This is a genomic window from Phenylobacterium sp., from assembly GCF_046291545.1.
Classification (GTDB): domain Bacteria; phylum Pseudomonadota; class Alphaproteobacteria; order Caulobacterales; family Caulobacteraceae; genus Phenylobacterium.
This window is the reverse complement of record NZ_JBKBSM010000001.1, coordinates 1,232,782-1,248,549: the sequence shown is the minus strand read 5'-3', so window position 1 is coordinate 1,248,549 and position 15,768 is coordinate 1,232,782. Positions and strand designations below refer to the sequence as shown.

Annotated in this window: 12 protein-coding genes; 7 read left to right on the top strand and 5 right to left on the bottom strand. The window is 70.5% G+C overall.

Going from position 1 to position 15,768, the window contains the following annotated elements:
- Positions 1-45: 45 nt before the first annotated feature.
- A complete protein-coding gene (locus tag ACK4YQ_RS06130; RefSeq protein ID WP_409609322.1) occupies positions 46-1,332 on the bottom strand; it encodes an adenylosuccinate synthase in 1,287 nt (428 codons plus the stop codon).
- 185 nt (positions 1,333-1,517) lie between these two features.
- On the opposite strand from ACK4YQ_RS06130, the gene ACK4YQ_RS06125 reads away from it, so the two are divergent.
- From ACK4YQ_RS06125 to ACK4YQ_RS06115, 3 genes are read left to right on the top strand one after another with little or no spacing between them, the layout of a single operon-like run.
- Positions 1,518-1,937: a VOC family protein gene (locus ACK4YQ_RS06125; protein WP_409609320.1), complete on the top strand. Its 420-nt coding sequence runs from the start codon at positions 1,518-1,520 to the stop codon at positions 1,935-1,937.
- 11 nt (positions 1,938-1,948) lie between these two features.
- Positions 1,949-2,929: a threonine/serine dehydratase gene (locus tag ACK4YQ_RS06120; protein ID WP_409609538.1), complete on the top strand. Its 981-nt coding sequence runs from the start codon at positions 1,949-1,951 to the stop codon at positions 2,927-2,929.
- Positions 2,926-3,417, top strand: coding sequence for an N-acetyltransferase family protein (locus ACK4YQ_RS06115; RefSeq protein ID WP_409609318.1), 492 nt, complete (start codon positions 2,926-2,928; stop codon positions 3,415-3,417). Before ACK4YQ_RS06120 ends, ACK4YQ_RS06115 begins: the two co-directional genes overlap by 4 nt.
- 63 nt (positions 3,418-3,480) lie before the next feature.
- On the opposite strand, the gene adh is transcribed toward ACK4YQ_RS06115, so the two are convergent.
- Positions 3,481-5,001 (bottom strand): aldehyde dehydrogenase, encoded by a 1,521-nt coding sequence (gene adh / locus ACK4YQ_RS06110; RefSeq protein ID WP_409609316.1) that lies wholly within the window; start codon positions 4,999-5,001, stop codon positions 3,481-3,483.
- 222 nt (positions 5,002-5,223) lie between these two features.
- On the opposite strand from adh, the gene ACK4YQ_RS06105 reads away from it, so the two are divergent.
- Positions 5,224-6,279: a helix-turn-helix domain-containing protein gene (locus ACK4YQ_RS06105; RefSeq protein ID WP_409609314.1), complete on the top strand. Its 1,056-nt coding sequence runs from the start codon at positions 5,224-5,226 to the stop codon at positions 6,277-6,279.
- On the opposite strand, the gene ACK4YQ_RS06100 is transcribed toward ACK4YQ_RS06105, so the two are convergent.
- From ACK4YQ_RS06100 to ACK4YQ_RS06090, 3 genes are read right to left on the bottom strand one after another with little or no spacing between them, the layout of a single operon-like run.
- Positions 6,276-9,434, bottom strand: coding sequence for an efflux RND transporter permease subunit (locus ACK4YQ_RS06100; protein ID WP_409609312.1), 3,159 nt, complete (start codon positions 9,432-9,434; stop codon positions 6,276-6,278). The genes ACK4YQ_RS06105 and ACK4YQ_RS06100 overlap by 4 nt on opposite strands.
- Positions 9,431-10,564, bottom strand: a complete 1,134-nt coding sequence (locus ACK4YQ_RS06095) for an efflux RND transporter periplasmic adaptor subunit (protein ID WP_409609310.1) — start codon at positions 10,562-10,564, stop codon at positions 9,431-9,433. Before ACK4YQ_RS06095 ends, ACK4YQ_RS06100 begins: the two co-directional genes overlap by 4 nt.
- 3 nt (positions 10,565-10,567) lie before the next feature.
- Positions 10,568-11,992, bottom strand: a complete 1,425-nt coding sequence (locus ACK4YQ_RS06090; RefSeq protein WP_409609308.1) for an efflux transporter outer membrane subunit — start codon at positions 11,990-11,992, stop codon at positions 10,568-10,570.
- A gap of 305 nt (positions 11,993-12,297) precedes the next feature.
- Here ACK4YQ_RS06090 and ACK4YQ_RS06085 point away from each other — a divergent pair, with 305 nt between their 5' ends.
- The 3 genes from ACK4YQ_RS06085 to ACK4YQ_RS06075 all read left to right on the top strand — a co-directional run bounded on the left by ACK4YQ_RS06085 (position 12,298) and on the right by ACK4YQ_RS06075 (position 15,756).
- Complete coding sequence (locus ACK4YQ_RS06085; protein WP_409609306.1) at positions 12,298-13,950, top strand: M28 family metallopeptidase; 1,653 nt, start codon at positions 12,298-12,300, stop codon at positions 13,948-13,950.
- Positions 13,951-13,975: 25 nt separating this feature from the next.
- On the top strand, positions 13,976-14,770 hold the full coding sequence (locus tag ACK4YQ_RS06080) for a DUF72 domain-containing protein (protein ID WP_409609304.1): 795 nt from the start codon (positions 13,976-13,978) through the stop codon (positions 14,768-14,770).
- Between the two features lie 68 nt (positions 14,771-14,838).
- Entirely contained in the window at positions 14,839-15,756 is a 918-nt protein-coding gene (locus ACK4YQ_RS06075) for an SDR family oxidoreductase (protein ID WP_409609302.1), read from the top strand.
- Positions 15,757-15,768: the final 12 nt, after the last annotated feature.

Genomic DNA, 15,768 nt, shown 5'->3' with positions numbered 1-15,768 from the left:
GTAAAGATCGCCTTGACGCGCCGCGCTGTCCTTCGGCCGCCGCCATCAGTCCTGGAACGGATCGCGCATCATGATGGTGTCGTCGCGCTCCGGACTGGTGGATAGCAGCACCACCGGCGCGCCGATCAACTCCTCCACCCGACGCACGTACTTGACGGCCGCCGCAGGCAGGTCGCGCCAGGACCGCGCGCCCTGAGTGCTTTCGCTCCAGCCTTCCAGCTCCTCGAACACCGGCGTCAGCGCCGCCTGTTCCTTGAGGCCGGCGGGCAGGTGGTCGACCTCGCGCTCGCCGAGGCGGTAGCCGGTGCAGATCTTCAGGGTGGAAAAGCCGTCGAGCACGTCGAGCTTGGTCAGAGCCACGCCCTCGATGCCGTTCAGCGCCACCGACTGGCGGACCAGGGCCGCGTCGAACCAGCCGCAGCGGCGGGCGCGGCCGGTGACGGTGCCGAACTCGTGGCCCCGCTCGCCCAGTCGCCGGCCGTCCTCGTCGAACAGCTCGGCCGGGAACGGCCCCTCGCCCACCCGGGTGGTGTAGGCCTTGACGATGCCGAGCACGTAGCCGGGCCCCTTCGGCCCCAGCCCCGACCCGGCCGCGGCCTGGCCGGCGACGGTGTTGGAGGAGGTGACGAACGGATAGGTGCCGTGATCGACGTCCAGCAGGGCCCCCTGGGCGCCTTCGAACAGCACGCGCTTGCCGCTCTTGACCACCTCGTCCAGCAGCCGCCAGGCGGGCTGGGCGTAGGGCAGGATCCTCGGGGCGATGGCCTCGACGTCCGCCAGCAGCCGGGCCGGATCGGCTTCCGGCAGGCCGAGCCCTCGGCGCAGCGGCGCGTGGTGGGCGAGCAGGCGGTCGATCTTGGCTTCCAGGGCGTCGCGGTCGGCGAGGTCGGCGACGCGGATCGCGCGGCGGCCAACCTTGTCCTCATAGGCCGGCCCGATGCCGCGGCCGGTGGTGCCGATCTTGTTGGTGGCGGCCGCCTCGCGGGCCTGGTCCAGGTCGCGGTGCAGGGGCAGGATCAGGCAGGCGTTGTCCGCCAGGACCAGCAGGTCCGGGGTGATGTTCACGCCTTGCCCGCCAAGCTTGGCGATCTCCTCGACCAGGTGCCAGGGGTCGACCACCACGCCGTTGCCGATGATCGACAGCTTGCCCTGCACCACGCCGGAGGGCAGCAGGCTGAGCTTGTAGGTCTGATTGCCGACCACCAGGGTGTGGCCGGCGTTGTGCCCGCCCTGGAAGCGCACGACGACGTCGGCGCGGTTGGACAGCCAGTCGACGAGCTTGCCCTTGCCTTCGTCGCCCCACTGGGCGCCGATAACGGTGACGTTGGCCATGGATACGATCCTTCCGCCTGCCAGGGTGATCCACCAGCCCTTCGACAGGCCCTCGGCAAGTGGATGGGATCGATTGAGGCTGCGGGACGCGGAATGCGCCGAACGCGGCGGCACGCTCTAAACAGCGGCGCGGCGGCCGCGTCAACCCCTCGCCTGCGATGCGGACAGGAGCTATCAAGCGCGCCATGGACCTGCCCCGCTTCCATCTCGCCTTCCCCGTCCACGACCTCGCCGAGGCGCGCGCCTTCTACGGCGGCCTTCTGGGCTGCGCCGAAGGGCGCTCCAGCGAGGACTGGGTCGACTTCAACTTCCACGGCCATCAGATCGTCGCCCACCTGGCGCCCGACGAAGCCGGCCACAGACGCACGAGCGCGGTCGACGGCGAGGCCGTGCCGGTGCGCCACTTCGGCGTGATCATGACCCTGCCGGCCTGGGAGGCCCTGGCGGAGCGGCTGAGGGCGGCGGGGGTGAAGTTCATCATCGAACCGCAGATCCGCTTCAAGGGCCTGCCGGGCGAGCAGGCGACGATGTTCTTCCTCGATCCGTCGGGCAATGCGCTGGAGTTCAAGGCCTTCGCCGACGACTCCATGGTTTTCGCCACGTGAGCGCAGACGGCCTGGCCATCTCCTTCGCCGACGTCCAAGCGGCCGCGGGCCGCCTGGCCGGAAAGGCGCTCGCCACGCCGCTGATCGAAAGCCCGGCGCTGAACGCGCGGGTCGGCCGGCGGGTGCTGATCAAGCCCGAGACCCTGCAGCGGGTGGGCGCCTTCAAGTTCCGCGGGGCCTACAACCGCCTGGCCCAGCTTTCGCCGGCCGAGCTCCGGACCGGCGTGGTGGCCTTCTCCAGCGGCAACCACGCCCAGGGCGTGGCCCTGGCCGCGCAGCTCCTGGGCGCGCCCGCGCTGATCGTCATGCCGTCCGACGCGCCGGCCGTGAAGCTGGAGGCCACGCGCGCATACGGCGCCGAGATCCGGCTCTATGACCGGCTGAGCGACGACCGCGCGGCGATCGCCGCGGAGATCGCCCAGGCGCGCGGGGCGCTGGTGGTCCCCTCCTACGACGATCCGCACATCATCGCCGGCCAGGGCACGGTCGGCCTGGAGCTGGTGCGCCAGGCCCAGGACCTGGGCGCAGAGCTGGACGTGGTGGTCACCCCGATCGGCGGCGGCGGCCTGATGGGCGGGGTCGCCACGGCGGTGAAGGCGCTGTCCCCCGGGACCGCCCTCGTGGGAGCCGAGCCGGAAGGCTACGACGACACCCTGCGCTCGCTGCAGGCCGGGCGGCGGCTGACGCTGAAGCCCGCCGTCCGCACCCTGTGCGATGCGCTGGAATCCCCCGCGCCGGGCGAGCTGACCTTCCCCATACTGATGAGAACCCTGGCCGACGTGGCGGTGGTCTCCGACGCGGAAGTGGCCGAGGCCATGCGCGTGGCGTTCGCGACGCTGAAGCTGGTCGTCGAGCCGGGCGGGGCGGCGGGCCTGGCCGCGCTGCTGGCCGGCAAGGTGAAGGCCGGGCGCGACGGCGCAGTGGGCCTGGTGCTCAGCGGCGGCAACGTGGACCCGGGGGTCTTTGCGCGGATCATCGGGGGCGAGGCGTGAACCTCGTCGTGCGGCCCGCCGATCCGGCGGCGGACTGGCCCGCGATCTGGCCGATCCTGGAGGCGGTGGTGCGGCCAGGCGAGGCCTACGCCGTGGACCGGGACATCGACGAGGCGCGCGGCCGGGCCTACTGGTTCAGTCCCGCCCACGAGGTGTTCGTGGCCGAGGCGGACGGCCGGATCCTCGGGTCCTACTACATGCGGCCCAACCAGGGCGGGGGCGGCGCGCACGTGGCCAATTGCGGCTACATGACCGACCCGGCCGCCCAGGGCCGGGGCGTGGCCCGCACCATGGGACTGCACTCGCTGGAGCATGCGCGGGCGCGGGGCTACCGGGCCATGCAGTTCAACATCGTCGTCTCCACCAACGTGCGGGCCGTGCGCCTGTGGGAGAGCCTGGGCTTCCAGACCGTCGGCCGCCTTCCCGGCGCGTTCGCCCACCCGCGCCTGGGCGACGTCGACGCGCTGGTGATGCACCAGCACCTGTGAGACGGGCCGCCCGCCTCCCTCGCGCCGAGCAGGGAGGATGGCCGGAAGGCGGGCGGCAGGGCTTCAGAAGAAGCCCAGCTTGGACGGGCTGTAGCTGACCAGCATGTTCTTCGTCTGCTGGTAGTGGTCGAGCATCATGCGATGGGTCTCGCGGCCGATGCCCGACTGCTTGTAGCCGCCGAATGCGGCGTGGGCCGGATAGGCGTGGTAGCAGTTGGTCCACACCCGGCCGGCTTCGATGGCCCGGCCGAAGCGGTAGCAGCGGTTGATGTCGCGGCTCCAGACGCCGGCGCCGAGGCCGTAGAGGGTGTCGTTGGCCAGGGCCAGGGCCTCCTCCTCGTCCTTGAAGGTGGTCACAGAGACGACGGGGCCGAAGATCTCCTCCTGGAAGACCCGCATCTTGTTGTGGCCGCGCAGGACCGTCGGCTGGATGTAGAAGCCGCCCTCGAGGTCGCCGGTGAGCGAGGTGTTGCGCGCGCCGCCGGCCAGCACCTGGGCGCCCTCCTGCCGGCCGATCTCGATGTAGCCGAGGATCTTGTCCATCTGCTCGGACGAGGCCTGGGCGCCGATCATGGTGCTGGGATCGAGAGGGTCGCCCTGCTTGATCGCCGCCACCCGCGCCAGGGCGCGCTCCATGAACTGGTCATAGATCTTCTCGTGCACCAGCGCGCGGCTGGGGCAGGTGCAGACCTCGCCCTGGTTGAGGGCGAACATGACGAAGCCCTCGACGGCCTTGTCGAGGAAGTCGTCGTCCTCGGCGGTGACGTCCTGGAAGAAGATGTTCGGGCTCTTGCCGCCCAGCTCGAGGGTGGCGGGGATCAGGTTCTTGCCGGCGTACTCCAGGATCAGCCGCCCGGTGGAGGTCTCGCCGGTGAAGGCGATCTTGGCGATGCGGGGGCTGGAGGCGAGGGGCTTGCCCGCTTCCAGGCCGTAGCCGTTGACGATGTTGAGGACCCCAGGCGGCAGCAGGTCGCCGACCAGTTCGGCCCACACCAGGATCGAGGCCGGCGTCTGTTCGGCCGGCTTGAGAACCACGCAGTTGCCGGCCGCCAGGGCGGGGGCGAGCTTCCAGGCGGCCATCAGCAGCGGGAAGTTCCAGGGGATGATCTGGCCCACCACGCCCAACGGCTCGTGGAAATGGTAGGCGACGGTGTCGTGGTCGATCTCGCCGATCGATCCTTCCTGGGCGCGCACGCAGCCGGCGAAGTAGCGGAAGTGGTCGACGGCCAGCGGCACGTCGGCGGCGGTGGTCTCGCGGATCGGCTTGCCGTTGTCCCAGGTTTCGGCCCGGGCGAGCAGATCCAGGTTGGCCTCCATACGGTCGGCGATGCGGTTGAGGATCTGGGCGCGCTCGGCGGCGCTGGTGCGACCCCAGGCGGCCCTGGCGGCGTGGGCGGCGTCGAGGGCGCGATCCACGTCCGCCGCGTCCGAGCGGGCGACCTCGCAGAGGGTCTGGCCGTTCACCGGCGAGATGTTGGTGAAATAACGCCCGGCGGCGGGCTCGATCCACTGGCCGCCGATGTAGTTGCCGTACCGCGCCTTGAAGGGCGCGGCCTGGGCGACGAGGCGCTCGTGCTTGGTCATGTCCTGGCTCCCTGATCCGGCGGCCGGTTCGCCCGCCGCCGCTGAGTTTTCGAAGCCCTGACGAAAGAACCCGCGCCGATGAGGGTCAAATGGGTTGCGGCGTCTGCGACAATCAAAGCCAAGAAATCAGTAGACAGGTCGCCGGTCGAAGGACGAGCTTGTCGCCGGAGGCGACAGTAAGAGCGCCCCTGTCGCAAGTTGCGACACCTGGAGGCGGCGGCCATGGCCAATCTGATGTCAGTCGAAGCGGCGCGGACAGCGTTCTTCCGGGACGGCCGGCTGCCGGCGGACTTCAACCATTCAGTGCTGCGTTCGTGGATCCGGTGTTCGGAAATGGGGCTGGACGCCAGCGCCCAGCCGCGGGTGGCGCCGATGAGCGCGGCCGAGCTGAGAGCCGCCTGCGACCGCCATGAGACCCTGCGCCGCATCAGCCGTCCTGAGCTCGACGCGCTGTATGCGGAGGCGCGGGAAACCGGCGCCATCGTCATCCTGACCAACGCCGAGGGCGTGATCCTGGACGCCGTCGGCGATCCCGGCTTCGCCGAACGGGCGGCCCAGGTGGCGCTGCGGCCCGGCGCGGTCTGGAACGAGGCGGGGGCAGGCACGAACGCCATCGGCACGGCGCTGGCCGAGCGGCGCGGGGTGGCGGTGAACGGCGCCGAGCACTTCTACGCAGAGCACAGGGGGCTCACCTGCGCGGCGGCTCCGATCATCGATCCCCGCGGCGCGATCGTCGGCGCGCTGGACATGTCCGGCGCCGCCAGCGTGCCGCACGCCCACGCCCTGGGCCTGGTGCGCATGGCGGTCGAGCAGATCGAACATCGGCTGCTGCGCCAGCCGTTCGAAGGCTGCGTGGTGGTGCGCTTCCACACGGACCCCAACCTCCTGGGGGCGGCCCGAGAGGGGGTGCTGGTGTTCAAGGACGAGCGGCTGGTGGGTGCGAACCGCCGGGGGCTCTCGCTGGTCGGCCGCGGGTGGGAGGCCCTGGACGCCGCCCGCTTCGAGGAGATCTTCGCGGCGCCGATGGAGACCCTCGGCCGTCGCGGCGCCCTGACGACCCATGCCGGCGATCGTTTCGCGGCCGTGGCCAATTTCCCCGACGACGCACGGGACGAGCCGCCCGTGGCCGCCCCCGGGGCGGGTACGCTGGAGGACGCCGAACTGGCCGCCATGCGCCGCGCGCTGACGGCGGCGGGGGGCAATGTCAGCCTGGCGGCGCGCCGGCTGGGCGTACACCGCTCGACCCTCTATCGCCGGCTCCTCAGCGCGGGCGCCTAGACCGGCCTGGACGGCTCGGCCGAACTCTCCTGGGCCGGCGGCGCTTCGCGCGGGGTGATGATCTTGGCCAGCTTGGGCCGGATCCACTGCTCGAAGTCGTCGACGAACTCATAGACAACCGGCACCAGCACCAGCGACAGCAGCGTCGAGGTGATGAGGCCGCCGATCACCGCCACGGCCATCGGCTGGCGGAACTCCGCCCCCTTCTCCAGCGCCAGGGCGGTGGGCAGCATGCCCGCGGCCATGGCCACGGTGGTCATGACGATCGGCCGGGCCCGTTCGCGACAGGCCTCGATGAGCGCCTCGCGCTGGGGCATGCCGTCGCGCTCGCGCTCGATGGCGTATTCCACCAGGAGGATCGAGTTTTTGGCCGCCAGGCCGAGCAGCATCAGGAAGCCGATCAGCGAAGGGATCGACAGCGACAGGTTGAAGATCAGCAGGCCCAGGAACGCCCCGCCCACCGCCAGCGGCAGGGCCGAGAGGATGACCAGCGGCTTGAAGAAGCTGCGGAACAGCAGGATCAGCACGCCGAAAATCATCGACACGCCAGCGAAGATCGCCATGCCGAACGAGCCGAACAGCTCCTGCATCGCCTCCAGTTCGCCGGTCTCGGCCTTGGTCACCCCCTCCGGCAGGTTCTTCATGATCGGCAGGTTGTTGATGGCCTGGTTGGCTTCGCCGAGCTCGGCGCCGTTCAGTTCGGCCACCACCTGGATCTGACGCTTGCGGTTGAGCCGGTCGATCCGGGCCGGACCGGCCTGGAACGAGACGTCGGCCACCGCGTCGAGGGTGGTGATCGCGCCGGACGCCGTTGGGATGCGCAGGGCCTTGATGCGTTCCAGGTCCGAACGCGCCTCGACCGGCAGGCGGATGCGGATGGGGATGCGGCGTTCGCCGTCCGTGAACTTGGCGACGTTGGCGTCGATGTCGCCCACGGTGGCCACGCGGGCGATCTGGGCGATGGTGTCGACCGAGACGCCCAGGCGCGCGGCTTCGTCCATCTTCGGCCGGATGATCACCTCCGGGCCCACCGGGGCGGCGGCCGGGTGCGGATCGGCGACCTCGTCGAGGGTCCGCATCTGGGTCTCGAGCGCGCGGGCGGCGGCCTGCAGGGCTTCGGGATCGTTGCTGGTGAGGTTGGCCTGGATGCCCGCCGCCCCCTGGAAGTCGAGGAAGGTCAGGCGTGCGTCGGGCACCTGACGCAGGGCCTCGCGGGTCTGGCTCTTCAGCTCTTCGCCGGTGATGGATCGGTGCACGTCGAGCAGGACGGTGATGGTGCCGGAGTTCAGCGCGCTGGACGAGCCGCCGCCGAATCCGGGCCCGCTGGCGGCGACGGTGGAGCCGACCTGGGCGAAGACGGCCCGCACGCCGGGCCGGCCCTCGAAGATGCGCGTGGCGCGCTGGACCACTTCCTCCATGTCCTCGGCCGTCGCGCCGGGCGGCCCCTGGACGCTGACGTAGATGTAGTCGGGATCGCCCGCCGGCTGGAACCCTGTGGGCAGGAGCGGCACGATCAGCAGCGAGGCGACGAACACCACGCCGCCCAGCACCGAGGCCATGATCCGGTGGTCGAGCGCCCACTCCAGGGCGTTGCGGTAGATGCCCTTGAAGGGCTTGCGCGGCCGGGCGTGGGAGACCGGCTTCAAGAGATAGGCCGCCATCAGCGGCGTGAGCAGGCGCGCCACCACAAGGGAGAACAGCACCGCCACCGAGACGGTCAGACCGAACTCGCGGAAGAACTGGCCCGCCATGCCCTTCATGAACGAGACCGGCGTGAACACCACGACGATGGCGAAGGTGGTGGCCACCACGGCCAGGCCGATGGCGTCGGCGCCCTGCATGGCGGCCTGATAGGGCCGCATGCCCATGGCCACGCGCTTTTCGATGTTCTCGATCTCGACAATCGCGTCGTCGACGAGAATGCCGATGACCAGCGTCAGGGCCAGAAGGGTGACGATGTTCAGGGAGAAGCCGAGCAGGCTCATCACGAAGAACGTCGGGATGAGCGACACCGGCATGGCGAAGGCGGTGATCAGGGTCGAGCGCCAGTCGCGCAGGAAGAAGAACACCACGAGGGCCGCGAGCAGCATGCCTTCCAGGAGCACGTGCTCGGTGGCGCGGAAGCTGGCCCGCGTCTCGTCGACCGAGGAGAAGATGCGGGTGAAGGTGACGCCGGGATACTGCTTCTCCAGGCGCTCGAGGGTGGCGACCACCGCGTCGTCGACCCGCACATCGCTGGAATCGCGGGTCTTCATCACCTGGAATCCGACGACCGCCTCGCCGTTCAGCCGGGCGAAGCCGCGCACTTCGCTGGAGCCGTCGCCGACCTCGGCCACATCGGTGAGCTTCACATAGGAGCCCGTCCCGGTGGGGATCGTGAGCGCGCGCAGGGCCTCCAGGGTGTCGACGGCGCCGAGCACGCGCAGGGTCTGCTCGCGTCCGCCGACCGAGACGCGCCCGCCGGGGGCGTCGACGTCGAAGCTGCGCAACGCGTTGTTGAGCTGGGGCGCCGTCAGGCCGCGGGCGGCCATCCGGTCGGGGTCGATGATGATGTTGATCTCGCGGTTGACCCCGCCCACCCGGCTGATCTGGGCGACCCCGCGTTCAGCCTGGAGTTCGCGAGCGATGGTGTCGTCGATGAACCAGGAGAGCTCTGAATCGCTCATCCCGGGGGCCGAGACTGCGTAGGTGAGGATCGGCTGGGAATCCAGCTCGACCCTCGTGACCGTGGGCTCGTCGATCTCACGCGGCAGGTTGGCCCGGATCTGGTCGATCCGCGAGCGGACGTCGTCGGTCTTCTTCTGCAGGTCTTCGCCGAGCTCGAACTCGATCGTCGTCGACGACGCGCCCAGGCTGACGGCGGAATAGATGTTCTTGGCCCCGGAGATGCCGGCCAGGGCGTCCTCCACCTGGCGGGTGATCTGGGTCTCGATCTCGGCCGGCGCGGCCCCGCTCTGGGTGACGGTGACCGAAACCGCGGGGAACTGGACGTTCGGGAACTGCTTGATGGCCAGGCCCGAGTAGGAGACCAGGCCGGCCAGGATCAGGGCGATGAACAGCACCGCCACCGGCACCGGGTTGCGGATCGCCCAGGCGGAGATGCGCAGACCGTCGCCGCCGCCGTCCTCGCGCCGGGCTTCGGGTTCGTGGCTCATTGCGCCGCGCCCTTGGCCGGGGCGGGCGCGGCCTTCTGCGGCGCCGAGGCCTTGGAGTCGGTGGGCCGCACGAGGTCGCCGTCCAGGAGGAAGGCCGCCGCGTTCTCCACCACCCGCGCCCCCGCGGGCGGGCCCTTGGTCAGGACCACGAAGCCGCCGCCGCGGGCGCCGGTCTGGACCGGCACGCTCTTCACCCGGTTGTCGGGGCCGACCACCATCACGCTGGCGCCGTCGGCGTCATACCGGACCGCCGTCTCCGGGACGGTGAGCCCCTCGGCCGACGCGCCGCCGAAGACGGCGCGGGCGAAGCCGCCGGCGCGCACGTCGGCGCGGACCGGCAGGGTGATCCGCACCGTGCCGAGCTTGGTCTGGGCGTCCACCTGCGGCGAGACCAGGCGCACGCGGCCTTCGACCGTCGTGCCCGACGGCAGGGTCACCGTGGCCGTCTGGCCGACGCGGATGCGGGACAGGTCGTCCTCGGCCATTTCCGCCTGCAGCTCGATCTGACCGTCCTCGGCGATGCGGAACCAGGGCGAGGCGCCGCCGGCGGCGAGGTCGCCAGGCCGCACGTTGCGCTCCAGCACCAGGCCGCTGACCGGCGCGGTGACGTTGAGCTTGCGCTGGCGGGTCTCGGCGTCCTTGAGGGCGGCGGCCTGGGCCTCGGCCGTGGCGCGTGCGGCCAGGGCCTGGAAGCGGCGGTTCTCCAGTTGCTCCTGGGAGAGGACGCCCTGGCCGTCGAGGCCCTGGACGCGCGCGGCCTGGGCCTCGGCCTGCTGGGCCTGGACCTCGGCCTGGGCCGCAGCGGCGCGCTGCTGTTCGACCTGGGCGGCGAGCAGGGAGCCGTCGAGCACGGCGAGCGGCTGGCCGGCCTTGACCCAGACGCCGGCGTCCACCAGGACGCGGGCCACCCGATAGCCCGTGACCTCGGGCAAGACGGCGGCTTCCTCCCGCGGGATCAGCGAGCCCGAGGCGGCCAGGGCGCCGCTGATCGGGCGCGCCTCGACCCGCGCGACGTTCACGGCGCGGGCGCGCTGGGTCTCGCTCTCCTTGGGCTCCGGCTTGGAGCAGGCGCCAAGGGCGGCGGCCGTCAGGGCGAGCGCGAAGGCTAGGGCGGTCGTCGGTCTCGTCACGTCTCAGCGAGCCTTTTCTGCGGTCTGGACGGGACCGGCTGGCCAGCCGCCCCCCAGAGCCTTGTAGGTCTGGACCGCACGGCGCAGGCCCTGGACCTGCGCGGCGGCCAACTGCGAGCGGGTGGCGCGCCAGCTTTGCTCGGCGCCCAGTACGGTCTGCAAGTCCGTGAGCCCGGCCTCGTAGCCTGTGCGCGAAGCCTCGAAGGCGCGCCGGGCGCGGGCCTCGCCGTCCTGCAGCAGGGTCACGCCCCGGCGGTCGGCGGCCAGGCGCACGAGAGCGTTCTCCGCTTCGCCGAACGCGGTCTGCACGGCGTCCTCGTAGGCGATCACCGCCTGTTCGGTCCGCGCATCCTGCGCCTTGAGCTCCAGGAGCAGGCGCGGGATGTCGAGCACGGGAATGGTGGCCTGGGCGCCGATGGACCAGTTCTCGGTCGTGTACTCGTAGTCCGGCTGCACCGACCGGCTCAGGCCGAGGCCCGGCGTCAGGTCGAAGGTGGGGAAGAAGGCGAGCCGGGCGTAACGGCCGCGCCCCAGGGCGGACTGGACGCGGGCCTCGGCCTCCCGGACGTCGGGGCGGCGGGCGAGCAGTTGACCGGGAATGGTCGCGGGGACCGCAGGGATCGTGCCGACCGCGGGAGGCGCCGGCATCTCGGCGATGGGCGCAGCGCCGCGGCCGACCAGCACCAGCAGCGAGCGGCGGGCCGCCTGCAGCTCGGCCTCCAGGCTCGCCGCCTGGGTCTCGGCCTGGGCCAGGTCGCCGGCGACGCGGTCGGCGTCGGAACTGGCGCCCAGGCCCCGCTCGGCCCGGGCCTGGGCCACCTCATAGAGCGCGCGCTGGATGCGCACGGTCTCCCGGGCGTCCTCCAATTGAATGGCGAGACCGCGGGCCTGGAAATAGGCGTCGGCGATGGCGGCGGCGAGGCTGGCGCGGGCGCCCTCGTAGCTGAAGCGGGCGGCGGCGACGTCGCCGCGATAGGCCTGGCGGGCCGCGAAGAAGCGGCCGAAGAGGTCGATCTCCCAGCTTACGTTGAAGTTGGCCGCGTAGGCGTCGGACGTGCCGCTCAGGGAGTAGCCGGGGATGTCGAGCTGAGGGCCTTCGGTCTGACGCGTCTCGGTGCGCCGGGCCGAGCCGGTGGCGTTGCCCTGGGGCAGGAAGGCGGTCAGGGCCGTGGCCCCCGAGGCGCGGGCCTCGGCAAGGCGGGCGGCCGCCGAGCGGGCGTCGGGCGCTTCGACCAGGGCTCGCTCGATCAGGGCCTCGAGTTGGGGATCCCCGAAGCTCGTCCACCAGCGGTCGAGGGTCTCGGCAGGCAGCTCGCCCGGATTCGGCGCGTCATAGGCGGCGGGCAGGCCGACCTGCGGTTCGCGGCCGGCCGCGCAGGCGCCGAGCGCAAGACAGGCCATGACGGCTGCGGTTCTTTCGAGGCGCATCGTCTCTTTTCGCTTTAGCAGCCTTGAATCCGGGCTGGTTCCTACCCCCTGGGCGCCCCGGCGGCGCGCCCGCGCGGCGGCTTTGAGCATAGCCGGAACACCCTCAGATTACAGTCCGGAGACAAACGCCAGCACAAGACGCGCGCCCAGCGCTGTTCACCGACCGGTGTTGCGCCAGAGCGACAGGCCCGGGCATGGATCAGGCCGTGAAACGGCGGCCACGGAGCAATTTCTGCGCGCAACCGTCGCCATCGGCGAAAATTGCTCTAGGGTCGCCGTCAACTTCCGACCTTTCGAGAGTTTTCATGAAGACCTTCCTGCTGGCCGCCGCCTCCGCCGTGGCGATCCTGTCGTCGCCCGCCCAGGCCGCCGACATCGATCCTGCCAAGATCGCCGAACATGTGAAGATCCTTGCCTCCGACGAGTACGAGGGCCGCGCCCCCGCCACCGAAGGCGAGAAAAAATCGGTCGCCTACATCGCCCAGCAGTACCAGGCCGTGGGCCTGAAGCCCGGCGGCGACCTGATGAAGGACGGGACGCGCGCCTGGACCCAGGACGTGCCGCTGGCGATGTTCGAGATCGACGGACCCGTGGCGGTGAGCGTCGCCGCAGGCGGCGAAACCCTGAACTGGACCCAGGGCGAGGAAGTGGCCCTGCGTGCAGCCTCCACGGGCGCCGACCGCGTCACCATCAAGGACGCGCCGATCGTCTTCGCCGGCTACGGCGTCGATGCGCCCGAGCGCAACTGGGACGACTTCAAAGACATGGACCTGAAGGGCAAGGTCGTGATGGTCCTGGTCAACGACCCGGACTTCGAGACCGGTTCCGGCGACTTCGGCGGCAAGGCGATGACCTACTACGGCCGCTGGACCTACAAGTACGAGGAAGCCGCCCGGCAGGGGGCACTGGGCCTGCTGGTGGTCCATGAGACCGCGCCGGCGTCCTACGGCTGGGCGACGGTGAAGAACTCAAACACCAACTCGATCTTCGACATCATCCGCGACGATCCCGGGTCGGTGCATCCGCTGCTGGAAGGCTGGATCCAGCGCGACGCGGCCGCCGAGATCCTGAAGCGCGCGGGCCTGGACTTCGAAACCCTGAAGAAGCAGGCCCAGAGCCGCGACTTCCAGCCGGTGGAGCTGAAGGGCGCGAGCTTCTCCACCGACTACGGGGTCAAGGCGCAGAAGATCGTCTCCAAGAACGTGGTGGGGGTGATCCCGGGCGCGAAGCGGCCGGACGAGCGGATCATCTACACCTCGCACTGGGACCACATCGGCGTCGGACTGCCCGACGCTAAGGGCGACACCATCTACAACGGCGCCGTCGACAACGCCGACGGCGTGGCGACCATGATCGAGATCGCCCGCGCCTTCACCCAGGAGAAGCCGCCGGAGCGTTCGGTCGTCTTCCTGGCGGTGACCGCCGAGGAAAAGGGCCTGCTGGGCTCGGAGTACTATGCGGCGAACCCGCTCTATCCGCTGGCCACCACGGTGGCGAACATCAACATGGACGCCCTGCGTCCCGGCGGGCCGGCGAAGGACTTCACCACGTCCGGCGATGCGCCGGTGACCCTGCAGGACGACCTGATCGCGGCGGGCAAGGCCCAGGGGCGTCGCTACAGCCCCGATCCGCGCCCCGAAGCGGGCAGCTTCTTCCGCTCGGACCACTTCTCCTTCGCCAAGCGCGGAGTGCCGGCAATCTCCTACGGCTCGGGCGAGGATCTGGTCGACGGCGGGGTCGAGGCCGGCAAGGCCTTCGCCAAGGAGTACACCGCCAACCGCTACCACCAGCCGGCCGACGAGTACGACGACAGCTGGAACCTGGAGGGCGTGGCTCAGGACGGCGAGCTGATGTTCGACCTGGGCCACAAGCTCGCCAACTCGACCGCCTGGCCGGAATGGAAGCAGGGCGCGGAGTTCAAGGCCGAGCGCGACAAGACCGCGGCCCAGCGCAAGTAGGCCGCACGCAACTGGAGCGATCTCGATGGCTGGAACCATTCGCGCCGGAATCGGGGGCTGGACCTTCGAGCCCTGGCGCGGGGTCTTCTATCCCAAGGGCCTAAGGCAGGCGGACGAACTGGCCTACGCGGCCAGCCGCCTGACGGCCATCGAGATCAACTCCACCTACTATTCGGGCCAGAAGCCGGAGAGCTTCGCCAAGTGGGCGGCGGCCGCGCCGGACGGCTTCGTCTTTTCGCTCAAGGCCTCGCGCTTCTGCACCAACCGCAGGGTGCTGGCCGAGGCCGGGCCGTCCGTCGAGAAGTTCTTCGCCCAGGGTCTGACCGAGCTCGGCGACAAGCTCGGACCGATCGTCTGGCAGTTCATGGCCACCAAGAAGTTCGACGCGGAGGACTTCTCCGCCTTCCTGAAGCTGCTGCCGGACAGGCTCGAGGGCCGGCCCCTGCGGCACGTGATGGAGGTGCGGCACCCGAGCTTCGTCGACCCGGCCTTCGTGGCCCTGTGCCGCGACCGCGGCGCGGCCATCTGCCTGGCCCACCACGCGGAGTTCCCGCAGATCGCCGACGTCACCGCCGACTTCGTCTACGCACGGCTGATCAAGGGCTCGGACGAGATCGAGACCTGCTATCCCCCCGCCGAGATCGACGAATGGGCCGGGCGGTTCAGGACCTATGCGGCCGGCGGCGCGCCGGCGGACCTGGCGTTCGCCGATCCGGCCCATCCGGCGCCCAAGGCCGACCGCGACGTCTTCGCCTTCTTCATCTCGGAGGGAAAGGTGCGCGCGCCGGCCGGCGCGATGGCGCTGATCGAGCGGGTCTGACGCCGCCGCTTGACCTCCCCGGCGTCAGGTCGGCGCAGTTCCTCCAACGATATGAAGGAGGAACCCCCATGGCCGAGCTTTCCATGGACGACCTGATGTTCAAGCCCGGCCTGATGAAGGGCGAGCGCATCCTGATCACCGGCGGCGGCACAGGCCTTGGCAAGGTGATGGCCGAGGCCTGCCTGATGCTGGGCGCGGAGGTGTTCATCTGCGGACGCCGCGGCGGGGTGCTGGAGGAGACGGCGAAGGAGCTGATGGACGCCCACGGCGGCAAGGTGGCGCCGATCGCCTGCGACATTCGCGTGCCCGAGGCGATCACCGAGATGATGGACAGGATCTGGGCCGAGGGCGGCGCCCTGACCGGCCTGGTCAACAACGCCGCCGGCAACTTCATCAGCCGCACCCAGGACCTGTCGCCCCGGGGGTTCGACGCCATCGCCAACATCGTCTTCCGCGGCAGCTTCTTCGTGACGCTGGATGCGGGCAAGCGATGGATCGCCGAGGGCAGGAAGGCCTCGGTGGTCTCGATTCTGACGACCTGGATCTGGAACGGCGGCCCCTACACCGTGCCCTCTGCAATGTCGAAATCGGCGATCGCGACCATGAGCCAGTCGCTGGCCGTGGAATGGGGAAGCTACGGCATCCGCTTCAACAACATCCTGCCCGGCCCCTTCCCCACCGAGGGGATGAGCGCGCGGCTGAACCCGAACCAGAGCCGCGACACCGGCGGCGCCTATCGGGACATGAGCGGCAATCCGATGGGCCGGGTCGGCGAAATGCGCGAGCTCGCCAATCTGGCGGTCTATCTGCTGCACCCGCTGTCGGCCTATGTGAACGGTCAGTCGATCGCCATCGACGGGGCGTCCTGGCAGGCCGGCGGCGGCAACTTCTCGAGCCTGCGCGCCTGGACCGACGAGCAGTGGGCCGCCGCGCGGGACGCCATTCAGGCCACGAACGCCAAGGACCGGGCCCAGCGGACGGTATAGTTAACCAGGTCT